The sequence below is a fragment of the Sphingomonas sp. BK345 genome (assembly GCF_014193845.1).
Lineage (GTDB): Bacteria > Pseudomonadota > Alphaproteobacteria > Sphingomonadales > Sphingomonadaceae > Sphingomonas.
Genome location: NZ_JACHZX010000002.1, coordinates 83,979 through 110,347 on the forward strand (window position 1 = coordinate 83,979; position 26,369 = coordinate 110,347).

22 protein-coding genes are annotated in these 26,369 nt (G+C 70.7%); 12 read left to right on the top strand and 10 right to left on the bottom strand.

Features of this window, described 5'->3' with window-relative positions; all coding sequences use genetic code 11:
* The first annotated feature begins 49 nt into the window (after nucleotides 1-49).
* Genes FHY03_RS05570 through FHY03_RS05595 form a run of 6 tightly spaced genes read left to right on the top strand, consistent with a single transcriptional unit; the run spans nucleotide 50 to nucleotide 8,072 of the window.
* Nucleotides 50-1,450, top strand: a complete 1,401-nt coding sequence (locus tag FHY03_RS05570; RefSeq protein WP_260158729.1) for an amidohydrolase family protein — start codon at nucleotides 50-52, stop codon at nucleotides 1,448-1,450.
* Nucleotides 1,447-2,769, top strand: coding sequence for an MFS transporter (locus tag FHY03_RS05575; protein WP_183920916.1), 1,323 nt, complete (start codon nucleotides 1,447-1,449; stop codon nucleotides 2,767-2,769). Before FHY03_RS05570 ends, FHY03_RS05575 begins: the two co-directional genes overlap by 4 nt.
* 17 nt (nucleotides 2,770-2,786) lie before the next feature.
* A complete protein-coding gene (locus FHY03_RS05580) occupies nucleotides 2,787-4,031 on the top strand; it encodes an iron-containing alcohol dehydrogenase (protein ID WP_183920915.1) in 1,245 nt (414 codons plus the stop codon).
* 17 nt (nucleotides 4,032-4,048) lie between these two features.
* The gene (locus tag FHY03_RS05585) at nucleotides 4,049-5,515 is read left to right on the top strand and encodes an NAD-dependent succinate-semialdehyde dehydrogenase (RefSeq protein ID WP_260158730.1); all 1,467 of its coding nucleotides are present in this window, start codon (nucleotides 4,049-4,051) and stop codon (nucleotides 5,513-5,515) included.
* On the top strand, nucleotides 5,509-7,623 hold the full coding sequence (locus FHY03_RS05590; RefSeq protein WP_311721316.1) for a PQQ-binding-like beta-propeller repeat protein: 2,115 nt from the start codon (nucleotides 5,509-5,511) through the stop codon (nucleotides 7,621-7,623). The genes FHY03_RS05585 and FHY03_RS05590 overlap by 7 nt, the downstream gene beginning before the upstream one ends.
* The gene (locus FHY03_RS05595; RefSeq protein ID WP_260158731.1) at nucleotides 7,623-8,072 is read left to right on the top strand and encodes a c-type cytochrome; all 450 of its coding nucleotides are present in this window, start codon (nucleotides 7,623-7,625) and stop codon (nucleotides 8,070-8,072) included. The genes FHY03_RS05590 and FHY03_RS05595 overlap by 1 nt, the downstream gene beginning before the upstream one ends.
* A 154-nt stretch (nucleotides 8,073-8,226) precedes the next feature.
* On the opposite strand, the gene FHY03_RS05600 is transcribed toward FHY03_RS05595, so the two are convergent.
* Together FHY03_RS05600 and FHY03_RS05605 are read right to left on the bottom strand one after the other, a co-directional pair.
* Nucleotides 8,227-9,003: an enoyl-CoA hydratase gene (locus tag FHY03_RS05600; protein ID WP_183920913.1), complete on the bottom strand. Its 777-nt coding sequence runs from the start codon at nucleotides 9,001-9,003 to the stop codon at nucleotides 8,227-8,229.
* Entirely contained in the window at nucleotides 9,000-10,187 is a 1,188-nt protein-coding gene (locus tag FHY03_RS05605) for a CaiB/BaiF CoA-transferase family protein (RefSeq protein ID WP_183929374.1), read from the bottom strand. Before FHY03_RS05605 ends, FHY03_RS05600 begins: the two co-directional genes overlap by 4 nt.
* A 157-nt stretch (nucleotides 10,188-10,344) precedes the next feature.
* Between FHY03_RS05605 and FHY03_RS05610 the strand changes: the two genes are divergently transcribed.
* Complete coding sequence (locus FHY03_RS05610; protein ID WP_311721317.1) at nucleotides 10,345-12,270, top strand: PQQ-binding-like beta-propeller repeat protein; 1,926 nt, start codon at nucleotides 10,345-10,347, stop codon at nucleotides 12,268-12,270.
* Nucleotides 12,271-12,281: 11 nt separating this feature from the next.
* On the top strand, nucleotides 12,282-12,623 hold the full coding sequence (locus FHY03_RS05615; RefSeq protein WP_260158732.1) for a hypothetical protein: 342 nt from the start codon (nucleotides 12,282-12,284) through the stop codon (nucleotides 12,621-12,623).
* Between the two features lie 207 nt (nucleotides 12,624-12,830).
* Here FHY03_RS05615 and FHY03_RS05620 read toward each other — a convergent pair whose 3' ends face one another.
* Genes FHY03_RS05620 through FHY03_RS05630 form a run of 3 tightly spaced genes read right to left on the bottom strand, consistent with a single transcriptional unit; the run spans nucleotide 12,831 to nucleotide 15,165 of the window.
* On the bottom strand, nucleotides 12,831-13,832 hold the full coding sequence (locus FHY03_RS05620) for an SMP-30/gluconolactonase/LRE family protein (RefSeq protein WP_260158733.1): 1,002 nt from the start codon (nucleotides 13,830-13,832) through the stop codon (nucleotides 12,831-12,833).
* A gap of 2 nt (nucleotides 13,833-13,834) precedes the next feature.
* The gene (locus FHY03_RS05625) at nucleotides 13,835-14,251 is read right to left on the bottom strand and encodes a hypothetical protein (protein ID WP_183929376.1); all 417 of its coding nucleotides are present in this window, start codon (nucleotides 14,249-14,251) and stop codon (nucleotides 13,835-13,837) included.
* Nucleotides 14,252-14,271: 20 nt separating this feature from the next.
* On the bottom strand, nucleotides 14,272-15,165 hold the full coding sequence (locus FHY03_RS05630; RefSeq protein ID WP_311721318.1) for a cupin domain-containing protein: 894 nt from the start codon (nucleotides 15,163-15,165) through the stop codon (nucleotides 14,272-14,274).
* A 118-nt stretch (nucleotides 15,166-15,283) separates the two neighbouring features.
* Between FHY03_RS05630 and FHY03_RS05635 the strand changes: the two genes are divergently transcribed.
* Nucleotides 15,284-16,597, top strand: a complete 1,314-nt coding sequence (locus FHY03_RS05635) for an MFS transporter (protein WP_183929380.1) — start codon at nucleotides 15,284-15,286, stop codon at nucleotides 16,595-16,597.
* Nucleotides 16,598-16,623: 26 nt separating this feature from the next.
* Nucleotides 16,624-17,583: a cupin domain-containing protein gene (locus FHY03_RS05640; protein WP_183920907.1), complete on the top strand. Its 960-nt coding sequence runs from the start codon at nucleotides 16,624-16,626 to the stop codon at nucleotides 17,581-17,583.
* A 120-nt stretch (nucleotides 17,584-17,703) separates the two neighbouring features.
* Here FHY03_RS05640 and FHY03_RS05645 read toward each other — a convergent pair whose 3' ends face one another.
* Complete coding sequence (locus FHY03_RS05645) at nucleotides 17,704-18,702, bottom strand: LacI family DNA-binding transcriptional regulator (RefSeq protein WP_311721319.1); 999 nt, start codon at nucleotides 18,700-18,702, stop codon at nucleotides 17,704-17,706.
* Nucleotides 18,703-18,907: 205 nt separating this feature from the next.
* Here FHY03_RS05645 and FHY03_RS05650 point away from each other — a divergent pair, with 205 nt between their 5' ends.
* Together FHY03_RS05650 and FHY03_RS05655 are read left to right on the top strand one after the other, a co-directional pair.
* Entirely contained in the window at nucleotides 18,908-20,149 is a 1,242-nt protein-coding gene (locus FHY03_RS05650) for an MFS transporter (RefSeq protein ID WP_311721320.1), read from the top strand.
* Nucleotides 20,146-21,747: a glycoside hydrolase family 43 protein gene (locus tag FHY03_RS05655; protein ID WP_183929382.1), complete on the top strand. Its 1,602-nt coding sequence runs from the start codon at nucleotides 20,146-20,148 to the stop codon at nucleotides 21,745-21,747. The genes FHY03_RS05650 and FHY03_RS05655 overlap by 4 nt, the downstream gene beginning before the upstream one ends.
* Nucleotides 21,748-21,809: 62 nt before the next feature.
* On the opposite strand, the gene coaBC is transcribed toward FHY03_RS05655, so the two are convergent.
* Genes coaBC through FHY03_RS05675 form a run of 4 tightly spaced genes read right to left on the bottom strand, consistent with a single transcriptional unit; the run spans nucleotide 21,810 to nucleotide 26,330 of the window.
* Complete coding sequence (gene coaBC, locus FHY03_RS05660) at nucleotides 21,810-22,997, bottom strand: bifunctional phosphopantothenoylcysteine decarboxylase/phosphopantothenate--cysteine ligase CoaBC (protein WP_183929384.1); 1,188 nt, start codon at nucleotides 22,995-22,997, stop codon at nucleotides 21,810-21,812.
* Nucleotides 22,994-24,040, bottom strand: coding sequence for a hypothetical protein (locus tag FHY03_RS05665; RefSeq protein WP_183929386.1), 1,047 nt, complete (start codon nucleotides 24,038-24,040; stop codon nucleotides 22,994-22,996). The genes coaBC and FHY03_RS05665 overlap by 4 nt, the downstream gene beginning before the upstream one ends.
* Nucleotides 24,037-25,575: a 2-polyprenylphenol 6-hydroxylase gene (gene ubiB / locus FHY03_RS05670; RefSeq protein WP_183929388.1), complete on the bottom strand. Its 1,539-nt coding sequence runs from the start codon at nucleotides 25,573-25,575 to the stop codon at nucleotides 24,037-24,039. The genes FHY03_RS05665 and ubiB overlap by 4 nt, the downstream gene beginning before the upstream one ends.
* Complete coding sequence (locus tag FHY03_RS05675; protein WP_183929390.1) at nucleotides 25,572-26,330, bottom strand: class I SAM-dependent methyltransferase; 759 nt, start codon at nucleotides 26,328-26,330, stop codon at nucleotides 25,572-25,574. The genes ubiB and FHY03_RS05675 overlap by 4 nt, the downstream gene beginning before the upstream one ends.
* Nucleotides 26,331-26,369: the final 39 nt, after the last annotated feature.

Genomic DNA, 26,369 nt, shown 5'->3' on the forward strand with positions numbered 1-26,369 from the left:
AGCCCCTACCTAGTCAGATCATATAGGATATGACATGGAGGGGAGTGCGATGCGGCGGTTTCGCCCAGGTCGCGCGCGGGCGATGATCCGCGTCGGTGCCGCGTTGGCGGCGCTGTGTCTCGGCGGCGGGGCCGCAGCGGAGACGGTGGTACTCGACCATGTCACGCTGTTCGACGGCACCGGCAGCGCGGCGCGCCCTGACCAGGCCCTGGTGATGACCGACGGCCGCATCACCTGGGTCGGCGCCTCCGCCGCACGGCCCAGGCTGAGCGATGCTACGGTCGAGGACCTGCGCGGCAAGTTCCTGATGCCGGGCCTGATCGACAGCCACGTCCATCTCGGCCTGGTCGACGGCGTCGATCAGAGCTTCCCCAAATATTACGACCGCGCCAACGTCGAGGCGCAGCTCAAACTGTACGCGGCCTACGGCGTCACCTCGGTCTACACGCTCGGCACCGACGGCGACCTGATCCACCAGGTTATCGCCGACCAGCGCCGCGCCGGCCGGATCGACCGGGCGCGCGCCTACACGGCGGGTCGCGGTGTGGTCTACAAGGGCAGCTACGGCGGTGTGCCGGGGCTCGAGCAGTCGGTCGCCACCCCGGCCGAGGCGACCGCGATGGTCCAGCGCGAGACCGCCAAGGGCGACGATTTCGTCAAATTGTGGATGGACGACGAGTTCGGCACCGTCGCCAAGCGCATGCCGTACGAGGTGAGCAAAGCGGTGATCGACGCCGCCCACGCCGCGGACAAGAAGGCGGCGGCGCACATCTTCTACTACGACAACGCCGCGGAGCTGACGCGCGAGGGCGTCGACGTCTTCATGCACCAGGTGCGCGACCGAGTGGCCGACCCGGCGCTGACGGCCGCGATGAAGCGGCGCGGCACGTGGCAGCTCGCCTCGACGCTCAGCCGCGAGGCGAGCTTCACCTACACGCTGCTCCCCTTCGTCGACGAGCCCTTCTTCTCGCGCGGGGTCGCGCCATCGACGATCGCCACGCTGAAGAGCCAGGAGCGCCAGCGGAAGCTCGCCGCCTCGCCGCTGTTCCCGAAATATCCGCCCGTGCTGCGCAACGCGATGGCGAGCCTCGCCGCCGAAGTGAAAGCCGGAGTGCGCTACGGCATGGGGACCGACAGCGGGCCGACCGCTCGCTTCCCCGGCTATTTCGCGCATTGGGAGCTGGAGCTGATGGTCAAGGCGGGGCTCACCCCGCTCCAGGCGCTCACCGCCGCGACCGGCACCAACGCCAGCTTCCTGCGCGAGAACGAGAGCGGCCTGTTGGAGCCGGGCAAATGGGCCGACCTGCTCGTGCTCGATCGCGACCCGACGCGCGACATCCGTAACACGCGCTCGATCAACGCGGTCTATGTCGCCGGGCGCAAGGTGCCGACGATCTGGCAGACCTGCGTTGGCCGCGCCGCCGACGCCTGCGGCACGGCCAAGCCGTGACCCCCGCGAGCGCGCTGGCGGAGCCCGTACCGGCAGTGGGCGAGGGCACGCTGCGCCCGACGCGGGTGCGCCACGCGGTGTTGTGGCTCACCGTGCTGGCCTATCTGATCACCTACATGGACCGCGTGGTGATCGCGACCGCGGCGCCGTCGATCCAGAAGGAATATGGCTTCTCGCTCGTCACGATGGGCTGGATCTTCGCCGCCTTCCAGTTCGCCTACGCGCTGTTCCAGATCCCCGGCGGCTGGCTTGGCGACCGCTTCGGGCCGCGACGCGCGCTTACCGGGGTGGTGGTGTGGTGGTCGACCTTCACCGCCGCGACCGCGCTGACCTGGTCGGCGGGCTCGATGATGGTATGCCGCTTTCTGTTCGGCCTCGGCGAGGCGGGGGCCTTCCCGATTGCAACGCGCTCGCTGTCGCGCTGGATGCTGCCCGCCGAGCGCGGCTGGGCGCAGGGGCTCACTCACGCCGGTGCGCGGCTGGGCGGCGCGGTGACCCCGGTGTTCGTGGCGCTGCTGATCGTCGATTTCGGCTGGCGCATGCCGTTCCTGCTGTTCGCCGGCGTCGGGCTGATCTGGGCGTTCTGCTGGTTCGTCTATTACCGCGACACGCCGCGCGAGCATCGCCGCGTCAACGCGACCGAGCGCGCGTTGATCGAGGGCGCGCTCGGCACTGGCCCGGCGCGCGCCAAGGTGCCGTGGCGTCGGCTGCTGCGCCAACCACAGCTGTGGACGCTGTCGGCGATGTATTTCTGCTATGCCTACTGCATCAACATCTTCCTGACCTGGTTCCCGAAATACCTGCACGACGCGCGCGGCTACGATCTCGCGGTAATGGGGCTCTTCGCGAGCCTGCCGCTGATGGCGGGTGTGGTGGGCGATCTCGCCGGCGGCTGGACCTCGGACCTGCTGGTCAAGCGCGGTGCCGGGCTCAAGATGGCGCGGCGCGTCGTCGCGGTGATTGGCTTCGTCACCGCCGCGGTCATGATGCCGCTCGCCGCCGCGATCGATGCGCCGATCGCGAGCATCATTTGCTTCTGCGTCGCCGTATTCGGGCTCGAGCTGACCGTCGGCGTGTCCTGGGCGGTGACGCTCGACATCGGCGGCGAGTTCGCCGGCTCGGTCTCCGCGGTAATGAACACGCTCGGCAACCTCGGCGCGGCGATCGCCGCCGCGGTGACCGGCTATATCGTCACCGTCAGCGGCTGGTTCCCCGCCTTCATGGTGCTCGCGGTGCTGTGCGCGATCGCGGCTCTTCTCTTCCTGCGGATCGACGCGTCGCGGCGGCTCGCCACCGCCGACGAGGTCGCCGCGGCATGACTTCTGGAGACACTTCGATGACGTCCGACCCGACCGCGCCCGCCCTGTTCGGTGCGGCGCGCCTGCCGCGCTCCATCCTGTTCGGGCGCGGGCAGCGTGCCGCGCTCGGCTCGGCGACCGCGCGGCTCGGCACCCGCGCGTTGCTCTGCACCGACGAGCGCCAGGCCGCACAGCCTGAGTTCGCCGCGATGCTCGCCGACCTCGCCGCGCACGGGGTGGAGACGCGCGTGTTTGACGGCACCGTGCCCGACTTGCCGCTGCGCTCGATCGACGCGTGCGTCTCCGTCGCCAGCGGCTTCGACCCCGACGTCGTAATCGGCGTCGGCGGCGGCAGCTCGCTCGACCTCGCCAAGGTGGCGGCGGTGCTGCTCACCCATGGCGGCAGCGTGCGCGATTACTACGGCGAGTTCGCGGTGCCCGGCCCGGTGATGCCGCTGGTGGCGGTGCCGACCACCTCCGGCACCGGCTCGGAGGCGACCCCGGTAGCGGTGGTCGCGGACGAGGAGCGCGGCGCCAAGGTCGGCATCGCCAGCCCGCACCTGATCGCGCAGGTGGCGATCTGCGACCCCGAGCTGACCGTTACCTGTCCGCCCGCGCTCACCGCTTTCTCGGGAGCGGACGCGCTGACCCACGCGGTGGAGGCCTATACCACGCTGGCGCGCCCGATCGACGCAATGCTGACCGAGCAGCACGTCTTCGTCGGCAAGAACGTGCTTTCCGACCATTTCGCCAAGCTCGCGGTGACCAACGTGTTCCGCTACCTCGAGCGCGCCGTCGTCGATGGCAGCGACATCGAGGCGCGCGAGGGCGTCATGCTCGCCGCGCTTGCGGCGGGCTGCGCCTTCGGCACCGCGGGGACCGCCGCGGCGCACGCGCTGCAATATCCGGTCGGCAACCTCACGCACACCGCGCACGGGCAGGGCGTGGCGACGCTGCTGCCCTATGTCATGCAGTTCAACCGTCCCGCCTGCGCCGACGGCTTCGCCGAGCTCGCCGAACTCGTCGGGATCGCGGGTGCGACGCCGGGGGAGCGCGCGCAGGCGTTCATCGACGCGGTGGACGCGCTGTTCCAGCGGATCGCCATCCCGCGCTCGCTCGCCGATCTGGGATTGCGCGCCGACCAGCAGGACCATGTCGCGGAATATTCGCTCAACGCGGCGCGGCTGATCAAGAACAACCCGCGGCCCCTCGATCTTGCCGCGATGCAGACCATCACGCGTGCCGCCTTCGCCGGCGACCGCGCCACGCTCCTCCACGCCTGATGCACGGGACGCCTCCGATGACCAGCTACACTCCGCCGGGCGACGGCCCGTTCGCTATCCCCACCGGCCTGCTGATCGGCGAGCGCTGGACCGCTGCCGCGAGCGGCGCGACCATTGCGGTCGACGATCCCGCCACCGGCGCGACCCTCACCGAGGTGGCCGACGCCGCGGTGGAGGAGGGGATCGCCGCGGTGGACGCCGCCGCTGCCGCTGCGGCGGACTGGGCCGCGACAGCGCCGCGCAAGCGCGCCGACGTGCTGCTCGCCTGTTTCCACGCGATGATGGCGCAGCAGGAGTGGCTGGCGCAGCTGATCTCGCGCGAGAACGGCAAGGCACTGACTGACGCGCGCGGCGAGGTGGCCTATGCCGCCGAATTCTTCCGCTGGTACGCCGAGGAGGCGGTGCGGATCCCCGGTGAGCTGGGGACCTCGCCCGCGGGCGGGAACCGCATCATGGTGCAGTACCAGCCGATCGGCATCGCGCTGCTGATCACGCCGTGGAATTTTCCCGCGGCGATGGCGACGCGCAAGATCGCGCCCGCGCTGGCGGCGGGCTGTACCTGCATCCTCAAGCCGGCCGCCGAGACGCCGCTGACCGCGTTCGCGGTGGCCGAGATCATGCGCCGCGCGGGCGTCCCCGCGGGCGTGGTCAACGTCGTCACCACCAGCCAGCCCGGCCCGGTATGCAGCGCCATCCTGCACGACCCGCGCGTGCGCAAGCTCTCCTTCACCGGCTCCACCCAGGTCGGCCGCGTGCTGCTGCGCGAGGCGGCGGACCAGGTGATCAGCTCGTCGATGGAGCTCGGCGGCAACGCGCCCTTCGTGGTGTTCGACGACGCCGACCTCGACGCCGCGATCGAGGGCGCAATGGTCGCCAAGATGCGCAACGCCGGCGAGGCCTGCACCGCGGCGAACCGCTTTTACGTCCAGCGCGGCATCCACGACGCCTTCGTGGCCAAACTGGTCGAGCGCATGGGCGCGCTGAAGGTCGGCGCCGGGACCGATCCCGCCACGCAGTGCGGCGCGATGATCAACCGCAAGGCGGTCGACAAGATCGAGCGGCTCGTCTCCGACGCGGTCGCCAAGGGCGCACGCGTCGAGTTGGGCGGTGAGACCCCCGCCGGCGACGGCTATTTCTACCCGCCCTCGGTAATCGCGGACATCAAGCCAGGCTCCGAGATCCTGCGTGAGGAGGTGTTCGGCCCCGTCGCAGCGGTGACCGCGTTCGACACCGCCGACGAGGCGGTCGCGCTCGCCAACGATACCGAATACGGGCTCGCCGCCTATGTATACTCGGCCGATCTCAAGCGCGCGCTCGCGGTGGCCGAGCGGATCGAGTGCGGCATGGTCGCGGTCAACCGCGGGCTGGTGTCGGACGCCGCGGCGCCGTTCGGCGGCATGAAGCAGAGCGGGCTCGGGCGCGAAGGCTCGCACCACGGCCTGCTCGAATATTGCGAGGCGAAATATATCGCGGTGACGTGGTGAGCATTCCCGGTCTCACCCGCCGCCACCTGCTGGCGGGCACCGCCGCCTCGGCGCTGATCCTGGCGATCGACCCGGCGGCGCTAGCGGCGCCGATGCAGGACGCGGACGCGCCGCCGCCCGACACCGAGTGGCGCAGCTACGCCGCGGACAAGGCGAACACGCGTTACTCGCCGCTCGACCAGATCAACGCCGAGAATTTCAATGACCTCGAGATCGCCTGGAGCGTCAAGACCGACGTCTTCGGCGCGCGCAAGGAGTATCAGTTCGAGCCGACCCCGCTGCTGGTGAAGGGCCGGCTGTTCCTTCCCGCCGGCTCGCGCCGCGACTGCGTCGCGCTCGACGCCGCGACCGGCGAGCTGCTGTGGATGCACCGCCTTGACGAGGGCCAGCGCGCGCTCAACTCGCCGCGCCAGCTCTCCGGCCACGGCGTATCCTACTGGACCGACGGGAAGATCGAGCGGATTCTCTACGTTACGATCGGCTACCAGCTGGTCTCGCTCGACGCGAACACGGGCATCCCCGATCCGAACTTCGGCACCAACGGCATTGTCGACTTGAAGAAGGATTTCGACCAGGAGCTCGACGTCGACACCGCCGACGTCGGCCTCCACGCCACGCCCATGGTGGCGCGCGACACGGTGGTGGTCGGCGCGGCGCATACCGCGGGCGACGTGCCGGCGGTGCGCAAGAACGTGAAGGGCTATATCCGCGGCTTCGACGTGCGCACCGGCAAGCGCAAGTGGATCTTCCACACGATTCCGAAGAAGGGCGAGTTCGGCTACGACACCTGGCTCAACGGCGACGCCGACGAGGCGGGTAACGGCGGTGCCTGGGCCGAGATGTCCGCCGACGAGGAGCTCGGGCTGATCTATGTCCCGGTCGAGCTGCCGACCGGTGACGAGATGGGCATGTTCCGCCGCGGCAACGCGCTGTTCGGTGAGTCGCTGGTGGCGCTCGACCTCGAGACCGGACAGCGCCATTGGCACTATCAGTTCGTCCACCACGGCCTGTGGGACCGCGACGTGCCCTGCGCGCCGATCCTGTGCGACATCCCGGTGGGGGGACGTACCGTCAAGGCGCTCGCGCAGCCGACCAAGCAGGCGTTCCTTTATGTGCTCGACCGCGAGACGGGCAAGCCGATCTGGCCGATCGTCGAGCGCAAGGTGGAGCGCGGCGACGTGCCCGGCGAATGGTACAGCCCGACCCAGCCGGTCCCGACCAAGCCGCCCGCCTATGACGTGCAGGGCGTGAGCGAGAACGACCTGATCGACTTCACCCCGGCGCTCCGCGCCAAGGCCGTCGAGTTCGTGAAGTCTTACAAGATCGGCCCGCTCTTCACGCCGCCGACGGTGAGCAAGCCGGGGCGCTGGGGCACGATCTCGGCGCCCGGCGTCCAGGGCGGGACCAACTGGCCGGGCGGCTGCTACGACCCGGAGACGCACATGGTCTACGTCTATTCCAAGACGCAGCCCTCGCTGATGGGGATCGTGCCCAATGCCGATCCCAAGGTGTCCGAGTTCCCGCAGGTCCACGGCGTCGCCGGGCGCGAGGCGCGCGCGATGCCGGCGATGGGCGCCGGCGGCCCGAGGATGCGCAACCTGGAGGCGCCCCCGGCGGGCGCCCCGGCGGGCGGCAAGCCCGCGGGCACGTCCAAGGGCCCGCCGCCCGGCTTCCTCGCCGTCGACGGCCTGCCGCTGCTCAAGCCGCCCTACGGCCGGATCACCGCGATCGACCTCAGCAAGGGCGACCTCGCCTGGCAGGTCGCGCACGGCGAGACGCCCGACAACGTGCGCAACCATCCAGCGCTAAAGGGGCTCAAGATCCCGCGCACGGGCCGGGCCGGCAATCTCGGGCCGCTCGTCACCAAGACGCTGGTGATCTGCGGCGAGGCGGGCTTCTACACCAACGAATATGGCCTGCGCGGCGCGATGCTGCGGGCCTATGACAAGGCCACCGGCGAGGAGAAGGGTGCGGTGTACATGACCGCGCCGCAGAGCGGCTCGCCGATGACCTATCGTCTCAAGGGACGCCAGTATATCGTCGTCGCCACGGGCGGCGGCAATGCCAGCGCGGAGCTGGTCGCCTACCGACTGCCGGGAGTAGCGTGATGATGGAGCGGACAACGCGATATGGCCTCTGGGCGCTCGGCGCGGCGGCGCTGGCGTTCGGCAGCGCGGTTGTGGTGCGCGCGCAGGGCGGCCAGCGCGACGTGTGGAACGGCGTCTACACCGCCGAGCAGGCCGCGCGCGGGAAGGTGGCCTATGCCGAGAATTGCGCCGCCTGCCACGGCGATACGCTTGCCGGCATCGACGTCGCGCCCGCGTTGGTGGGGGGCGGCTTCCTCAACAATTGGAACGGCACGTCGGCGGGTGACCTGTTCTCGCGCATCAAGACGACGATGCCGCTGAGCGCGCCCGGCAGTCTGCCCGGGAAGACCGTCGCCGACATTCAGGCCTATATCTTCGAGGTCAACGGCTTCCCCGCGGGCAAGCTGCCGCTCCCGCCGAGCCAGCCGATGGCCGCCGGAATCGTGATCGCGCCCAAGCCGGTGGGGTAGGGGCGAAATCCTCCCCGGCACGGGGAGGGGGACCGCGCCCGGAGGGCGTGGTGGAGGGGGCTTCCACAGACGAGCCGGTGCGTGCGCGGAGAGCCCCGTCTACCAGCCTGCGGCTGGTCCCCCCCGGCGAGCGGGGAGGATTTCGGACCGCCCCTCACTCCCCTGTCCACGCCGGTACACGCTTGGTCTTCGCCAGAAAGTCCGCTACGCCGCGCCGGAAATCGGCGCTGCCGTACACCTGCTCGATCAGCGGTTCGATCGTGGGCAGGCCGTCGAACGTCATCCGCCGCAGCGTTTCCTTCGTCACGCGAGTCGTCAGCGGCGCGTTCTCCGCGGCGCGCGCGCACAAGGTCGCCACCTCGGCGTCGAGCGCGTCGCGCTCCACCACCTTGAGCAGGAAGCCGCTCGCGCGGAGCTCCTCCGCCCCGACGATCTCGCCGAGCAGCACCATCCGCCGCGCCACCGCCACGCCCACCGCCCCGCCGATCCGCGCCAGGCTCGCGGCGGAAAGGCAGTTGCCGATCGTCCGCCCGATCGGCGAGCCGAAGCGCGCGTCGGGGGTCGCCACGCGGAAGTCGCACGCCGAGCTGATGTTGAGCCCGCCGCCGACCGCCCAGCCTTCCACCACCGCGATGGTGGTGCACGGCAAGGCGTCGATCGCGCCCATGCACTCGTCGATCTCGCGCTCATACGCGACACCCTGCGCGCCCTCGGCATAGTCCGCGAACTTGGTGATGTCGGTGCCCGAGATGAATGCCTTCCCGCCGGTGCCGCGAAAGGTGACCACCCGCACGCTGGGATCGGCGGCGACCGCGCGCGCGGCGTCGCGCAGCGCGAGCCACATCGCGCCGGTCAGCGCGTTGTGCGCGGCCGGGTTGTCGAAGCGGACATGGACCGCGTCACCGTCACGCGTGACGACGATCCCGCTCACGCCATCGCCTCGGTCGTCGCGGGCAGCAGCCCGCGCTCGGCCAGCTCGCGGCGGATCTCGTCGTCATGCTCGTTGAGCAGCGGTGGGGGCAGGCGCACCTCCTGCGGTGTGCCGCGCATCTTCACCGGGAAGCCGAGCGCGCGGAACTCGCCCTCGACCGGGTGCGGCACCTGCATCACCATGTCGCGCGCGACCGCCTGCTCGCTCGCCACCGCCTCGCCATAGTCGAGGATCGGCGCGGCGGGCACGCCGGCGGTGAGCAGCGCGTCGATCCACTCCTGGCTGGTGCGCGTCACGAAGGTCGGCGCCAGCTCCTCGATCAGCGCCTCGCGGTTCGCCACACGCGCGGCGTTGGTGGCGTAGCGCTCGTCCTCCTGCAGCTCGGGACGGCCGATCACCTGGAGCAGCTTGAGCCACAGGCCCTGGTTCGCCGCGCCGATCACGAACCAATCGTCCGACGCGCGCACCGCCTGATAGGGAGCGGACATCCGGTTGGCCGAGCCGATCGGCGTGGGCGCGCGGCCGGTGCCCCAATATTCGGTCGTCTCCCAGATCGAGAGCCCCATCGCGGCCTCGAGCAGCGACGCGTCGATATACTGCCCCTGGCCCGACGCCTGCCGTCCGATCACCGCGCTGAGGATGCCGTAGACCGAGAAGAGCCCCGCGCCGAGGTCGGCCACCGCGATCGAGTTCTTGGCCGGCTCCATGCCCGGGAAGCCGTTGGAGCTGAGCACGCCCGACATCGCCTGCGCGATCAGGTCGAAGCCGGGGCGCTGCGCCCAGGGGCCGGTCTGCCCAAAGCCGGAGATGCTGGCGTAGATCAGCCGCGGGTTGAGCGCGGCGAGCGTGTCATAGTCGATGCCGAGCCGCTGCGCGACGCCGGGGCGTGCGTTCTCGACCACGATGTCGGCGGTCTGCACCAAGGCGTAGAGCACTGCCCGGTCGGCCTCGTCCTTGAGGTCGAGCGTGATGCTGCGCTTGTTGCGGTTGAGCGCGAGGAAGCCGGGGCTGTCCTCGCCCTTGAGCCGGAAGCCCATCGAGTGGCGGGTCGAATCGCCGGTGCGCGGCGGTTCGATCTTGATCACGTCGGCACCCATGTCGCCGAGCAGCATGCAGCAGAACGGCCCCGCCATTACCTGCGAGATATCGAGCACTCTCAGGCCCTTCAGCGGCAAGTCCGGCATGTCTCTCTCCTTACGCGTGACGCGGCCTCGGTCCGCGCCGATCCGCTACAGATCATATTGTATAGGATCGCGCGGCTTGCTAGCACCCCTGAAATGACAGGACAACGTTGTGGCCGCTCGGCGCGGAACGCAATGTTGCCGATTGGGAGAGCGGAGCGTGGCGAGCAGGATCAAGCGCCCTGAGAAGCGCGTCGTGCGGGCGGGGACGATGCTGACGGCGGCGGCACTAGTGTCGGGCGCAAGCGCTCCGGTGTTCGCGCAGGCCAAGGGCGACTGGCAGGGCTATGGGCGTGACGAGAGCCATGCGCGTCACTCGCCGCTGGCCGAGATCACGCCGGCGAACGTTGCCAAGATGCGGCAGGTGTGGACCTACCACATGCGTCCTGCCGGTACGACCGGCGAGGCGATCCCGATGCCCGATAGCGTCCCCGCCAAGTTCCGCACCGGCTTCTCTGCGTCGGAAGCGACGCCGCTGGTGGTGAAGGGTGTTATGTACCTCGCCACCCCGTACAAGCGCGTGGTCGCGCTCGACGCCGCCACCGGTGCCGAGCGCTGGGTGTTCCAGCTGCCCGGCAACGACCAGGCCTCGACCCGCGGGGTCGCTTATTGGCCTGGAGGGAAGGCGACGGGCGCGCGGATCGTCTTCGGCACGCGCAGCGGCAAGCTGATCGCGCTCGACGCCGCCACGGGTCAGCCCGCCGCCGGCTTCGGCACCGCGGGGATCGTCGACATGAAGACGCCCGAGGTGATGAACGGCACGCGGGCGCCGCTCGGCATGAGCAGCCCGCCCGCGATCTACCGCGACGTCATCATCACGGGCTCGCGCGTGCAGGAGATGCCGGTCAAGGGGGCGGCCGGCGATGTGCGCGGATGGGACGCGCGCACCGGCAAATTGCTCTGGACCTTCCACACCATCCCGCAGCCGGGCGAGCCGAACTTCGGCACCTGGGAGGGCGACAGCTGGCAGAAGCGCTCGGGAGTGAACGTCTGGACCTTCGTGCTCGTCGACGACAAGCGCGGCATCGCCTACCTGCCCGTCGGCGCGCCGACCTTCGATCGCTGGGGCGGGGACCGCAAGGGGCAGAACCTGTACGGCAACTCGATCGTCGCGGTGGAGGCGGGCACGGGCAAGTACCTCTGGCATTTTCAGACCGTCCACCACGACATCTGGGACGTCGACCTGCCCACCGCGACGCTGATCGAGGTGCGCCGCGGCGGCCGCACGATCCCCGCGATCGCGGTGATGAACAAGACCGCAACGATGTTCATCCTCGACCGCGTCACCGGCAAGCCGCTGTACGACGTGCGCGAGGTGCCGGTCCCGACCGACACCGACGTCCCCGGCGAGCAACCCTGGCCGACCCAGCCGATGCCGGTCACCCCGCCCCCCCTGGCACGCACCAGCTACGCCGCTTCCGACCTGATCGACGGTCCGCCCGCGCACCGCGTCGCGTGCGAGAAGCTGGTCGCCGAGCTGACGATCGCGCCGAGCCGACCGTTCCAGCCCCTGCGCGCCGACAGCGCGGTCAACTTCTTCCCCGGCAGCCTCGGTGGGGTCGATTGGGGCGGGGGCGCGTTCGATCCGAAGAGCGGGCTGTACGTGATCAACGTCAACAATCTCGCCAGCCCGCAGCAGCTCGCGCAGCAGCCCGACGGCAGTTGGGGAATGAAGGCGGGCTACGCCTACTTTCAGGACAAGGAGACCGGCAATCCCTGCCAGAAGGGGCCGTGGGGCGAGCTGGTCGCGGTGAACGTCGACACCGGCGCGGTGGCGTGGCGCAAGGTGCTCGGCAAGAACGACGATCCCGCCTTTGCCGCGAACGGCGTGATCAGCGCGGGCGGGCCGATCACCACCGCGAGCGGGCTGACCTTCATCGGCGCGACGCGCGATGCCACGATCCGCGCCTTCGAGACCAAGAGCGGCGCGCTACTCTGGTCGGCACCGTTGCCCGCCTCCAACTACGGCACGCCGATGACCTATCGCGCCGCCGACGGTCGTCAGATGGTCGCCGCGGTGGCGACCGGCGGCTTCGCCTTCCAACCCGCGACCAGCGACCAAGTGGTCGCCTTCGCGGTCCGCTGAGGATGCCTGCCATGACGCGTATCGACCCGATCGTCCGCCTCGCCGCCGGCTGCGCCGCCTTCGCCGGTACCGCGCTGCTCGGCGCGGTGGCGCTGGCGGCGCAGCAGCCCGCCACGCCGGCCGCTGCGCCCGCGCCGGGCCCGGGGCTCGACCTGATCAACGAGCGCTGCGGCTTCTGCCACACCACCAACCAGGTCTTCGCCGCGCACAAGACCGCGGCCGAGTGGCCAGCGCTGGTTCAGTCGATGATCGATCGCGGTGCGGAGCTCTCGCCCGAGGAGCAGAAGGTGATGAGCGACTATCTCGTTGCCAACCTGGCGACCGACAAAAAGGCCGGCGCGACGGGACATTGAAAGACGACGACGTCTCAGCCGTGGAGGCATCCCTGCGGGGATACTTGCTTAGCCAACGCCGGCGTCATCCTGAGCTTATCTCAGGATCCACTGTTGCGCGAGCGCCTTGGTGCTTGAGTGTGCGGACGGGTGGATCCTGAATCCAGTTCAGGATGACGCTAACGTGGGGCGACGGTTTGAGACAGGCAGTAGGGGGGCCGCCGCTCGCTACCGAGCGAAGCGCGGCAGCACCCCCGCCACGGTCGTGCGGAGCCGGTACACGCTCGTCGAGGCCGTGATGTACAGCGTGTGCCCGTCACCCGCGAAAGCGAGGTTGGCGGCGACCTCGGGCAGTACGATACGGCCGAGCACCTTCCCCCCGGGCGAGATCACGCGGATGCCGCCCGGCCCGGTCGCCCAGACGTTGCCGCGGCGATCGACCTTGAGCCCGTCGGCGCCGCCGGCTCCGCCCGCGGGGAAGCTGATCAGCACCCGTCGCCGCGAGAGCCTTCCGCCGCGCCCGACATCGTAGGCGTAGATCATGCCTGGGGGGCCGTAATCGGTGACGTACAAGGTGCGGCCGTCCGGCGAGAAGCCGATACCGTTGGGGAGCTTGAGGTCGGTGATCACCGGCGTCAGGGTGCCGCCGGCGTAGCGGAACACCGCGTTGTACGGCAGCTGCTTGGCCGGATCACTGTCCATCCCGTTGTACAGCCCGAACGGCGGGTCGGTGAACCACAGCGCGCCATCGGCGGCGAAGACGAGATCGTTAGGGCTGTTGAGCCGTTTGCCGAGATAGTCGGCGATTAACGGTGTGACGCGGCGGTCGGCGCCGACGCGCACGATGCGGCGCGCGCCCATCTGCGCCATCAGCACGCTGCCGTCGCGGTCGGGCACCATCCCGTTGGGGCCGATGCTCTTGCCCGCGGGTGGGTCGGGCAGGCCGCCGGCGTTGGCGATCAACTCCTCGACATGGCCGGCCGGGTCGACGGCGCGCAGCGTGTCGCCGCTGACGTCGGAGAACCATAGGCGGCCGTCGTGCCACAGCGGACCCTCAGTGAAACCGAAGCCGGTCGCGACTCGCTCGACCTTCGTGCCCGGCGTGATCACCGCGTCGAGCGAAGGGTCGAGCCGTTCGACTCGCGGACCCGCCTCTTGGGCGGCGGCGATGGGGGCGTGGAGCGCGAGCGGTGCGAGCAGCGCGGCCGCGAGCAGGGGGGCGGTCCGCATGCTCATACCGCATCGGTCAGCAGGACGAGATAGTCGCGGTTGAGCACGGTGCGCTCGATCAGCGGCCAGTTGCGCTGGTGCACGTCCGAGCGGATCCACACCTGGCGCTGCTCCTCACTCTCATAGGTGAGCTGGAAGCGATAATTCACCCCGGCGGGCGGCGCGGGCTGGCCCTGGATCACCGTTCGAAGCTTGAGCATCTTCAGGTCGATGAACCCGCGCCCGCGGAAGCTCTGCGCCGCGGGGAGGAAATGCTGGTGGAAGGCGTCGAGCATCTCCTTCTCGCGCGCCGGATCGACCGCGAGGTCGCAGTAGAGCACGATCGGCTTCCGCGTCGGCGCGGCGGCGCGTGCGGCGCCGGGCAAGGCCGAGCCGGCGCCGAGCGCGGCGATCAGGTGCAGGAGCGAGCGGCGTTGCATCGGCAGGTCCTTTCCGGGAGTCAGCGGGGGGGAAGCGAAGCGGCGTAGGCGGCCTTGGCGGCGAGATCGCGCGCGACGCCGACCACCATCAGTTCGAGCGGCGCGGCACCGGTGGCGCGCAGCGTACGCGCGGCGCCGACCTCGACCGGCAGCGCGTCGCCGGCGCGCAGCGGCGCTCGCTCACCGGCGACCTGCGCCTCGCCCGCGCCGGCCATGACATAGACCATCTCGCTGATGCCGGGCGCGGCGGCGCCGTCGAGCGCGGCGCCGGGGGGCACCAGCACATGGTCGACGAACGCCCAGGGCGTCGTGAAGACCTCGGGCCCGAGCAGCCGGCGCATGCGCACCGCGCCCTGCAGCTTGAGCCTGTCGCGATCGAACCTGACGGCGGCGAACTGCGCGACGCGGTCGAGCGCGGCGCCCTCGCGCGAGTCGCCGAGGTCGAGATTGTCGTAGCGCTTGGTCTGGCCGACGTTGATGTTGAGCCACTGCACTGGGCGGTCGGACGCGTTGTACAGCGCGTGCGCGTGGCCCATGCGATCAGGCACCGCCGCCGGTCCCGCGATCGTGGTGGTGCGGCCGTCGACGGTGAACTGTGCCTCCCCGTCGAGGATGACGAACATCTCCTCGCACTGGTGGTGGAAATGCTGCCCGATCCCGCTGTGCGGCGCGATCACGCCGCGGTGCACGAAGATGAGGTTGGTCGAGAGCGCGTCGGCACCGAGCAGCGGCGCGAAGGCCATGGTGCCCGCACCGTCGTGCACCTTTGAGAGCTGCCGGTAGCGCGCCGGGTCGGTGTGGCCGATGCGCTCCGCCAGAGGGCGCGGGGCGGTCGCCTGCTGCGCACCCGCGGGGCCCGCCAGCACCAACGTGAGCAGCGCCGCACCGCGCGCGAGCGATCCGATCCCCTTCACCCCTTCTCTCCCTTCTGACGCCGAACTTCGCCGGGCTTTACGCACGCTTACAACGGCTCTACACAGAATCATATAGGATATAATGCGGCGTCGACGTCGTGCGTCCGGGAGAGCGGTGATGACGGGAGCGGGGCGCAGCAACGTCCGGGTGAGACTGGTGGCGATGCTGTTCGTCATCAGCGCGATCGCCTTTCTCGATCGTACCAACATCTCCGTCGCCGGCGTGCAGATGCGGCAGGAGTATGCGATCGACCAGATCCGGCTCGGCTGGATCTTCAGCGCCTTCCTGATCGGCTATGCCGCGTTCCAGGTGCCCGCGGGGTGGCTCGCGGCGCGGATCGGGCCGCGCCGGCTGCTGACGCTCGCCTTGCTGTGGTGGGGTGTGTTCAGCGTCGCCACCGCCTGGGTACCGCCCGGCAGCGCGCACGCGATCACGCTGCTGATGCTGGTCCGCTTCGGACTCGGCATCGGCGAGGCGGCGGTCTACCCATCCGGCAACCAGTTCGTCTCGCGCTGGGTGCCGGCGCAGGAGCGCGGCAAGGCCAACGGCCTGATCTTCGCGGGCGTCGGCGCGGGCTCGGGGCTGACCCCACCGCTGATCAGCGCGGTCGTGGCTTATGGCGGCTGGCGCGCCTCCTTCTACGTCTGCGCACTGATCGGCCTCGTCGCGGCGATCGTGTGGTTCACGGTCGCGCGCGACCGGCCGCAGGACCATCCCGCGGTGAACGCGGCCGAGCTGGCGCACATCGAGTCGGGCCTGCCCGGCGAGCCCGAGGACGCCGCGGGTCCGATCCCGTGGCGCGCGATTCTGGCGAGCCGCGCGGTGTGGGGGCTGTTCCTCAGCTATTTCGCGTTCGGTTACGTGATCTGGATCTTCTTCAGCTGGTTCTTCATCTATCTCGCCGAAGCGCGTGGGCTGGATCTGAAATCGAGCGCTGTCTTCGGCATGGCGCCGTTCCTGGCGATGACGGTCGGCTGCCTCGCCGGCGGCGTGATCAACGACGCGGTGTCGCGGCGGCACGGCCTCTACTTGGGGCGATCGGGTCTGGCGATGCTGTCCTTCGCGCTGACCGCCTTGTTCCTGCTGATCGGCTCGCAGGTCGACAGCGCCCCGCTCGCGGTGCTGACGCTCGCGCTGGGCGGCGGCGCGATCTACCTGTCGCAGAGCTCCTTCTGGTCGGTCACCGCGGACATCGCGGGGCGTCACACCGGCGTCGTGTCGGGGCTGATGAACGTCGGCTGCCAGGTCGGCGGTGCGCTGACCGCCTCGCTGACGCCGTGGATCGCCGCACGCTACGGCTGGGCCGCGGCGTTCGGCACCGGCGCGGGTGTGGTGGTGCTCGGCATCGCGGCCTGGGCGATCGTCGACCCACGTCGGCTGATCGGCGCCGAGCGCACGCCGAGCCAAGATACCGCGGTCGCCGCGGCATAGTGACACGACAGAGGAGGGGAGCGACCATGATCCATCTGACCCGACGCCGCGCGCGCGTCGCCGCTGCAGCCGCCGCGGCGCTGCTCCTCACTGCGCAGGCGCCGCGCCCGGCGCCGCCCGCGCCGGTCGAGATGTGGGTGCCCAAGAAGACGCCCTTCGCCGCCTATGACTCGCCCAACCGGCCGTGGTGGAAGCTCGCCGACGTGCTCGCGCTTCACCGCGGCGCGAGCGACTGGTCGCAGCCGATCGTGCGCAACCGCGATCTCGTCGCCGACTGGCACCAGCAGGGCGCCGGCAAGCGAACGACCGAGGTCGCCTATTCCGACAATCGCACCGCGATCATCGTGTGGGGCGGGCGGCTGCGCGTTGCGATCGCGGGACAGCCGAGCTTCGTCGCGGGCAAGGGCTTTGAGGTCGACGTGCCGCTGCGCGTGCCGTTCACGTTAGAGACCGTCGGCGATCAGCCCGCTCTGTGGTTCGAGATCCATGCAGCGACGGACATGCCGCTCTATCCGGTGGCGAGCACGACCGAGCGGCCGCGCGACGTGGGTGGCTTCCACTACGAGCGGCGGCTGGCGGCGGGCGGGGCGGGCACGCCCGACGAGGCCAATCCCTTGTACCTCGATTACTATAAGGACGTGGTCCAGGGCGGCGCGCGCGCCACCGCCTTCGTCGCGACGCAGCACCTGTTCGTGAACAACATCCGTGGTCGTGCCACGCCGACGCCGCCCTCCTCCAACCTCGGCCACTTTCACGTCGGCTACGACGAATTCTGGTTCGTGATGGAGGGCAACGTCGACCTTCAGATCGAGGGTGAACCGCTGATCAAGGCGGCCGCCCCCGGCGACGTGCTGATCGCCAAACAGGGCCGCTGGCACCGCGCCAGCTTCGGCGGCCCGGAAGGGCAGATGGGGACGCGCGTGGCGGTCAATCCCTATCCGATGGGGTTGCATGGCTATAGCGTCGAGTCGCGCGGCCGGCAGTGACGCTGGGGAGCGTGTCACGCGTTTCGACGCACCCGTGCTCCTGCGACGGTAGGAGCCCAGCGCCGCGAGCGACGCGCTTGCGACCCTGGGCTCCGGCGTCCGCCGGAGCACGTTGAGCGCTCAGTGCAGAGGCGGCGCAGTGGATTCGCGTTCGACCAAGACATGGTCGAGCACGCGCGCGACGCAGCGCGGCCCCTTGCCCTGCGCCGCGCGCATCTCGTCGATCAGCAGCCGCAGCGCCTCGCCCGCGAGCTCCTGCACCGGCTGGCGAATCGTCGTCAGCGGCGGCCACAAAGTGGTGGCGGCGATGCTGTCGTCCATGCCCGCGACGGTGAGGTCGCGCGGCACGTCGAGGTGACGGCGATGCGCGACCGAGACGACCGCAGCGGCCATGTCGTCGTTGCTGGCGAAGATCGCGCTGGGCGGCGCGGCGGAGTCGAGCAGGCGCTCGCCCGCGACCAGCCCCGAGGCGTAGCTGAAGTCGCCCTGCGCGACGCAGGTTTCAACCCCGGCCTCGCGCGCCGCCTCGTTGAAGCCGGCCAGCCGCTCGGCGCTGGCGGTCTGGTCGGGGTTGCCGACGATGAAGCCGAGCCGGCGGTGGCCGAGCGCGATCAGGTGGCGCGTCATGTCGTGCGCGGCGCGGCGATCGTCGATGCCGACCGAGATGGCATCGGCCACGCGCCCTGCCACGACCGCCAGCGGTAGCCCCGCGTCGCGCAGGATCTGTCGCACCGCGTCCGACTCGCCCAGCGGCGGCGTCAGGATCACGCCGCCGATCCCGGAGGCGATGAGCTGCTCGATCTCTTCATGGGTCGGCACGCCGCCGTGCTTGCCCTTGAGCAGGATCAGCTGCGCCGCGCGTGCCGAGGCTTCCTCGAACACGCCGGCGAGAAAGCCGCTCATGAAGGCGGCGCTGGGGTTGGCATAGATCACGCCGATGCGCAGCTCGCGCGAGGTGACGAGGCTGCGCGCGGACAGGTTGGGCGTGTAGTTGAGCTCGCGGATGGTGGCGTTGACCAGCACGCGCGTCTCCTCGCGCACGCCCGGATCGCCGTTGATCACGCGCGAGACCGTCATCGGCGACACGCCGGCCTGTTTGGCCACATGGATGATCGTCACCCCGCGGCGACGTCCTCTCGGCTGGGGCACGTCGATCCTCGCCTCCGCGCTGTCGACCGCCGACCGCGCCTCCAGCGGACCGACCTGCCTCGCGGCGGGAGGGTGCGTCAATGGTATCGGTCGCGCCGCGATCTGCTAGCGAGCGCTTGTCAGCGGCGGGTCCGTCCGCGTACGACACTGCTGGTAACGTTACCGAGGAGGGCGGGTGGCGCGATTCCCCTATGTGCGTTGGACGATCATCGCGCTGTTCGTCGGCGCGATGGTGATCAACTATCTCGCGCGCAGCGTGCTGGGCGTCGCCGCGCCCGCGATCATGGCCGAGCAGTCGATCTCCTCGGCGCAATATTCCTGGATCACCGGCGCGTTCCAGCTCGGCATCATGTTTCAGCCGGTGGCGGGGTACCTGCTCGACGTGATCGGGCTGAAGATCGGCTTCACCCTGTTCGTGGCGCTATGGTCGCTGATCACCGTCGGGCACGGTCTGGCGACCGGCTGGCTCGGCTTCGCCGGTCTGCGCGGCGCGCTCGGGCTGGTCGAGGGCTCGGCCCAGCCCGCCGGCATGAAGGTCGTCGCCGAGTGGTTCCCCGCGCGCGAGCGCGGCGTCGCCGGGGGCATCTACCAGATTGGCGCGTCGTTCGGCGCGGTGTTCGCGCCGCCGCTGGTCGCCTGGGCGGTCTTTCATCACAGCTGGCGCGCCGCTTTCTTCGTGGCCGGTGGGCTGGGGCTGCTGTGGGTGGTCGCCTGGCTGCTGTGGTACGCGCCGCCCGCGCGCCACCGCCTGATCTCGGCGGGCGAGCGACAGCTGATCGCAGACGGGCAGGAAGCGGCGCTGGCGCAGCACCGCCGCCGACCGCCGCTGGGCGAGCTGCTGCGTCGGCGCAACCTGTGGGCGATCGCCGGGGCGCGCTTTCTCGCCGATCCGGTGTGGGGCATGCTGTCGCTGTGGATGCCCTTGTACCTCGTCCAGGCGCGCCACTTCGACCTCAAGCAGATCGCATTGTTCGCCTGGCTGCCCTTCCTCGCCGCCGACCTCGGCTGCCTGTTCGGCCCGGTGGTGGTCGCCTGGCTGCAGCGCCGCGGGGTGAGCCTGATCGACGCGCGGCGCGGCGCCTTCACGCTCGGTGCGGTGCTGATGACGGGCATGATCTTCGTCGGCACCGTGACCAGCCCAGTGGCGGCGGTGGCGCTGCTCTGTCTCGGCGGCTTCGCGCACCAGACGCTGTCGGTCACCGTGATCACGATGGTCTCCGACCTATTTCCACAAGACCAGGTGGCGACCGCGACCGGCATCTCGGGAACGGCGGCCAACCTTGGCGTGCTGATCTTCACCCTGGTGCTGGGCGCATTGGTCGATCAGGTCGGCTACCAGCCCTTCTTCATCCTGCTCGGCCTGCTCGACCTCGTCGGCGCCGCGCTGCTCTGGACGAACATCCGAAAGCCGTCATGACCATCCGCAATCCCATCCTGCGCGGGTTCAACCCCGACCCGTCGATCGTCCGCGTCGGCGCGGATTATTACCTCGCCACCTCGACCTTCGAGTGGTTCCCGGGCGTGCAGATCCACCATTCGCGCGACCTCGCCGACTGGCAGCTGGTGGCGCGCCCGTTGAACCGGGCAACACAGATCGACCTGCGCGGCGACCCCGATTCCTGCGGTGTCTGGGCCGCGGACCTCAGCCATGCCGACGGCCGCTTCCACCTCGTCTACACCGACGTGAAGCGCTATGGCCGCACCACGGTCGGCGGCGCCACGGGCGTGTCGCTGCGCGACTTCCACAATTTCTGGGTGTGGAGCGATCGGGTCGACGGCGACTGGTCCGATCCCGTCCATCTCAACAGCAGCGGCTTTGACCCCGCCTTGTTCCACGACGACGACGGGCGCAGCTGGCTGCTCAACATGCTGTGGGACCATCGTCCCGGCCGCGGCCGCTTCGGCGGGATCGTGGTGCAGGAGCTGGATCGCGCCGCCGGCCGCCTCATCGGCGGGCGCCGCCTCATCTTCCACGGCACCGCGCTGGGCTTCACCGAGGGGCCCCACCTCTACAAGCGCGACGGCTGGTATTATCTCCTCGTCGCCGAGGGCGGCACCGAGCGTAACCACGCGGTGGTGATGGCGCGCTCGCGCACGTTGTTCGGCCCGTACGAGCCGCATCCCGACGGCCCGGTGCTCACCGCCAAGGATCGGCCCGATGCGCCCTTGCAGCGGACCGGCCACGGCGACCTGGTCGACGCGCCCGACGGCACCACCTGGCTGACTTACCTCTGCGGGCGCCCGCTGCCCGCGAGCGATCGCTGCGTGCTGGGGCGCGAGACCGCGATCCAGCCGATGCGCTGGGGCGAGGACGGCTGGCTGCGGACGCTGAACGGCGACGCGCTGCCGGTCGACACGGTCGGCACGGCCGAGGGCGAGCGGGCGCCGGCGTGCGAGCGCGACGATTTCACCGACGCGGCGTTGCCGCCTGCGTTCCAATGGCTGCGGACGCCCTATCCCGAGCAGATCTTCAGCCTCACCGCGCGGCCGGGCTGGCTGCGGCTGCACGGGCGCGAGACGATCGGCAGCCACTTCACCCAGGCGCTGGTCGCACGCCGCCCGCTCGCCTTCCGCTACGCCGCGGAGACCCTGCTCGACTATGCCCCCGCCAATTTCCAGCAGGCCGCGGGCCTGGTCTGCTATTACAACGCGACCAAGTTCCACTTCCTCCATCTCACCGTTGACGACTCGGGGAAGCGGCTGGCGCAGGTGCTCTCGGTGCTGCCGCTCGACGAGGGCGTCAGTACGGTGAGCGCGTCGGTCGCGATCGGCTCGGGGCTGGTGGCGCTGCGCGCGGAGGTGGATCACGAGCGGCTGCGCTTCGCGGTGCGTGCCGAGGGTGACGCAGAGTGGACGTGGCTACCCGAGACCTTCGCCGCAGACCTGCTCTCCGACGAGGCCACCTTGCCCGGTCTGCCCAATTTCACGGGAACGTTCATCGGTATGGCCTGCCAGGATATGTCGGGTACCGGGCAGCCGGCCGACTTCCGCTACTTCCACTATCTCGAGGAGTGACGCGGACGGCAGAGAGAAGGTAACACGGTGATTCCCAGTTCGCTGAGGGCGAGATGCCGCGCTCAGCCCGCCAGCGCGGCGGCGATCCGCTCCGCCAGCCGCGCCGCGACCGCCGCCTTGGGCAAGCGCTCCCAGGTCTCGACCCCCTGCGCGGTGACGAGCTGCACCGCGTTGGCATCCCCGCCCATCACGTCGCCGGAGACGTCGTTGGCGACGATCCAGTCGGCACCCTTGCGCGCGCGCTTCGCGGTGGCGTGCGCGACGACCTGCTCGGTCTCGGCGGCGAACCCCACCAGCAGGCGCGGTCGGCGTGGATCGGTCGCGAGCCCGGCGAGGATGTCGGGATTGGCGATCAGCGCGAGTGGCGCCGGCGCGGCGCCGTCCTTCTTCAGCTTCTGCGCCGCCGCCCGCTCGACCCGCCAGTCGGCCACCGCCGCCACCATCACCGCGACGTCGGCGGGCAGCGCGGCGTCGACCGCCGCCGCCATCTCGGCCGCGGTCTCCACGTCGACCCGATTGACCCCGGCGGGGGTCGCGAGCGCCACCGGACCCGCCACCAGCGTGACGCGCGCGCCGAGCTCGGCGAGCGCCGCGGCGAGCGCGAACCCCTGCTTCCCCGACGAGCGATTGGCGATGTAGCGCACCGGGTCGATCGGCTCGTGCGTCGGTCCCGCCGTGACCAGCACGTGCCGCCCCGCCAACACCCCCGCGGCGCGCGGCGCGAGTTCGTGCTCGATCCGATCAGCGATCGCCAGCGCCTCGGGCAGCCTGCCGGGACCGAACTCGCCGCACGCCATCGCGCCCTCGTCCGGCTCCATCACCGTGATGCCGTCGCCACGCAGCTGTGAAACGTTGCGCTGGGTCGCGGCGTGCAGCCACATGCGGACGTTCATCGCGGGCGCGGCCAGCACCGGCTTGTCGGTGGCGAGCAGCAGCGTGGTGGCGAGATCGTTCGCCAGTCCCGCCGCCATGCGCGCGAGCAGGTCGGCGGTGGCGGGCGCGACGACAACGAGATCGGCCTCGCGGCTCAGCTGGATGTGGCCCATCTCGGCCTCGTCCTTGAGGTCCCACAGGTCGGTGTAGACCTTGTCCTCGCTCAGCGCGGCGAGCGTCATCGCGGTGACGAAATGCGCGCCGCCCTCGGTCAGCACGCAGCGCACCCGGTGGCCGCGGCGACGCAGCTCGCGCACCAGCTCGCACGACTTGTAGGCGGCGATCCCACCGCCGACGATCAGCAGGATGCGGCTCATCGTGTCACCCTCGTCACCGTGATGCGACGACGTCCCGGCGCGCCCCGCAGCAGATCGGCGATCGCGTCGGGCGCGAGCGCGAGCCCGGGGGCGACCAGCGCGGCGGCGAGCGTGGCGCTGTGCAGACCGGCGACGCGCCCGTCGGCGGCAAGTCCTGCCAGCACGAGCGCGACCACGCGCGGACCGAGCGCGCGCGGCAGCGCCGCCCAGCCGAGCAGCGCGAGCAGCAGCAGTGCCGCCGCTAGCCCGGGGGCGACACCCGGCAGCGCGGCGCCGAGCAGTCGCGGCAGCGCGCCGGGCGGGGCGAGAAGCGTCGGCAGCGTCTCCGCCGCCGGCGGCACGACGGCAGCGATCGCCCACAGGTGGCAGCCCAGCACCGCGCCGCCGACCGCGAGCGCGACGAGCCAGCCGAGCGTCTCGCGCGCGCTGCCGTCGTGAAGCGCGAAAATCGCCATCACCGCAGGCACGAGCAGCGCGGCGGGATCGATCACCGCGGCGGCGCAGCCGAGCGCGGCGGCAGTGCCCCAGCGCTCGGCGCGGCGCAGCAGCACGGCATACGCGGCAAGCAAGGCAGCCCACCCGGCGTGCGGCGTCTGTTCCCACAGCAACGCTACCGCGGCAGTACCGGCGACGAGCAGCAGCGCCGCGAGCACCTGGCCCGCGGCGCCGGCGAACAGCGCGGCGAGCCGTTGCACGCCGACCGCGACCAGCCCGGCGAGCGCGGCGCCGACCAGCAGCAGCATCGCCGCGTTCGGCACGGCGGCACTGACGACGGCGAGCGTCGGCGGCAGCGAGCGCGCGTCCTCGCCGTCGGGCGCCGTGCGGGCCAAGTCGCGGAAGGTGTCGTAATAATGGCCACCGTGGCGGATCGCCGCGACGATCGAGTCGTGGAGCAGTTCGGCGGCGGGTCGCGCGCTCGTCTCGGATAGGCCGAGCGCCGCGATCAGGCTGAGCAACAGCGCCGCGCACCACCACCGCGCCGCGCCGCGCTCGACCCGGCCGAGGCGGGTCGGCGCGACGAGCAGCAGCGGCGCGGGCGTCACCACGGCGCCGCCAGCAGCATCGCGCCCGCACCCGCGGCCAGGCCGAGCGCACCGACCAGCGCATAGCGCCAGCGCCCGCCGACGCGCACCACCTGGATCTCCTTGAGCGGTGGCCGCGGCGGCGCCCCGCCGGGTGCGGGGAAGCGCGCCTCGATCCGCCGCACCAGCTCGGGCAGCCGCGCCAGCGTGCGCACGTCGGCGACCAGCCGGTCGGCGATCGCCGCCTCGGGGCCGAGCTCGGTGCGGATCCAGTCCTCGACCAGCGGCGCGGCGGTGACCCAGAGGTTGATGTCGGGGTCGAGCGCCGTGGCGACGCCCTCCACCATCACCATCGTCTTCTGGAGCAGTAGCAGGTGCGGCTGGGTGACCATGTCGAAGTCGCGCGTGATGCCGAACAGCCCGTCCAGCATCATGCCGATCGACATGTCTTTGACCGGCAGCCCGCGCATCGGCTCGCCGACCGCGCGCAGCGCGGTGGCGAACTCCTCAACGCTGTGGTGCGCCGGGACATATTGCGCCTCGAAGTGGATCTCGGCGACGCGACGGTAATTGCCGGTGATCAGGCCGTAGAGGATCTCGGCGAGCCACACGCGCGCGCGCCGGTCGATGCGCCCCATGATGCCGAAGTCGATCGCCGCGACCTGGTCGCCCGGCAGCGCGAACAGATTGCCCTGGTGCAGGTCGGCGTGGAAAAAACCGTCGGCGATCGCCTGGCGCAGGAAGGCGTGGACGAGCACGCGCGCCAGCTCGCGCAGGTCGTAGCCGGCCTCGATCAGCGCCATCCGATCGGACAATTTGATGCCGTCGATCCACTCGATCGTCAGCACCTTGCCCGTGGTACGCGCCCAGTCGACCGCGGGGACGAAGAACTTGGGCTCGGCCGTCATCGTCTCGGCCAGCTCGGACGCCGAGGCCGCTTCGCGCGTGAAGTTGAGCTCGCGCGCGGTCCAGCGTTTGAACGTCTCGATCACCAGTCGCGGCTGGAGCCGCGCTATCTCGCCGCCCATCGGCTCGATCTGCGCCGCGGCCCACTCATAGGTGTCGATCGCGCGCGCGAAATCCTCCTCGACGCCGGGACGCAGCACCTTGACCGCGACGCGCCGGCCGTCGGTGGTCACGGCGCGGTGCACCTGCGCGATCGAGGCCGAGCCGACCGGCACCTCCTCGATCTCGCGGAACAAGGTGTCGAGCGGCCGACCGAAGCTGGTCCGCATCACCTGCGAGATCGCTGCGTAGGGCACCGGCGGGATCGAGTCCTGCAGCCGAAGGAGATCGTGGGCGGCCTCCTCACCGACCAGGTCGGGGCGGGTGGCGAGCGTCTGGCCGAACTTGATCGCCGCTGGCCCCAGCGCCTCGAAGGCGTCGGCGTAGCGCGGCGTCGCGGGCACGCGCGCGCCGAGCCGCGCGAGCCGCAACAGCCGGCGCAGCCGCGGCGGCGTGTTGGGATCGCGCTCGAGCCCACGCAGCGCGCCGTGGCGCGCCAGCGTGCGCCCCCAGCTCAGCAGCCGCCAGGTGTGGACAATGGGCGAGGTCACATCTTCCAGCCGCTATGGATCGCCACCAGCCCGCCCAGCACCGCCTCGACGCGGGTCTGCACGAAACCGGCCTCGCCGATCATCCGCTCGAACGCGGGCATGTCGGGGAAGCGGCGGATCGACTCGATCAGATAACGGTAGCTGTCTGAGTCGCCGGCGAGTAGCTGGCCGAGCTTCGGTACCATGCGGTGCGAGTAGGCGTCGTACACCTCCGCGAAGCCGGGCCATTGCGTGGTCGAGAATTCGAGGCAGTAGAAACGGCCGCCGCGGCGCAGCACGCGATGCGCCTCACGCAGCGCCGCGGGGATGTCGGTGACGTTGCGGATGCCGAAGGCGATCGTATAGGCGTCGAAGAAGCGGTCGGGAAAGGTTAGCGTCTCGGCATTGGCCTCGGTCCACACCAGGCCGTCGATGCCGCGCTGCTGCGCGCGGCGCATGCCGACCTCGAGCATCTCCGGGTTGATGTCGGCGACCGTCACCGCGGCGCCGTGCTGCGCCAGCCGGAACGCGATGTCGCCGGTGCCGCCCGCCATGTCGAGGATCTGCTCGCCCGCGCGCGGCTTCACGCGGCGCACGAAGCGGTCCTTCCACAGTCGGTGCATGCCCCCCGACATGGCGTCGTTCATCAGATCGTAGCGGCTCGCCACGTTGGAGAAGACGCCGCGGACGCGCGCGGTCTTCTCGACCGGGGTGACGTCCTCGTAACCGAAGGAGACCACGCGCTCGCTGGCGGCGCTGCCGGGGGTATCGCTCATGCCCGTCGCTCTAGGGCGTGCGTTGGGGGGAGGGAAGGG

Coding starts and splice junctions, on each gene's coding strand:
- FHY03_RS05570 (WP_260158729.1), top strand. CDS start 50: ATGCGGCGGTTTCGCCCAGGTCGCGCGCGGGCGATGATCCGCGTCGGT.
- FHY03_RS05580 (WP_183920915.1), top strand. CDS start 2,787: ATGACGTCCGACCCGACCGCGCCCGCCCTGTTCGGTGCGGCGCGCCTG.
- FHY03_RS05585 (WP_260158730.1), top strand. CDS start 4,049: ATGACCAGCTACACTCCGCCGGGCGACGGCCCGTTCGCTATCCCCACC.
- FHY03_RS05595 (WP_260158731.1), top strand. CDS start 7,623: ATGATGGAGCGGACAACGCGATATGGCCTCTGGGCGCTCGGCGCGGCG.
- FHY03_RS05605 (WP_183929374.1), bottom strand. CDS start 10,187: ATGCCGGACTTGCCGCTGAAGGGCCTGAGAGTGCTCGATATCTCGCAG.
- FHY03_RS05615 (WP_260158732.1), top strand. CDS start 12,282: ATGACGCGTATCGACCCGATCGTCCGCCTCGCCGCCGGCTGCGCCGCC.
- FHY03_RS05620 (WP_260158733.1), bottom strand. CDS start 13,832: ATGCGGACCGCCCCCCTGCTCGCGGCCGCGCTGCTCGCACCGCTCGCG.
- FHY03_RS05625 (WP_183929376.1), bottom strand. CDS start 14,251: ATGCAACGCCGCTCGCTCCTGCACCTGATCGCCGCGCTCGGCGCCGGC.
- FHY03_RS05635 (WP_183929380.1), top strand. CDS start 15,284: ATGACGGGAGCGGGGCGCAGCAACGTCCGGGTGAGACTGGTGGCGATG.
- FHY03_RS05640 (WP_183920907.1), top strand. CDS start 16,624: ATGATCCATCTGACCCGACGCCGCGCGCGCGTCGCCGCTGCAGCCGCC.
- FHY03_RS05655 (WP_183929382.1), top strand. CDS start 20,146: ATGACCATCCGCAATCCCATCCTGCGCGGGTTCAACCCCGACCCGTCG.
- coaBC (WP_183929384.1), bottom strand. CDS start 22,997: ATGAGCCGCATCCTGCTGATCGTCGGCGGTGGGATCGCCGCCTACAAG.
- FHY03_RS05675 (WP_183929390.1), bottom strand. CDS start 26,330: ATGAGCGATACCCCCGGCAGCGCCGCCAGCGAGCGCGTGGTCTCCTTC.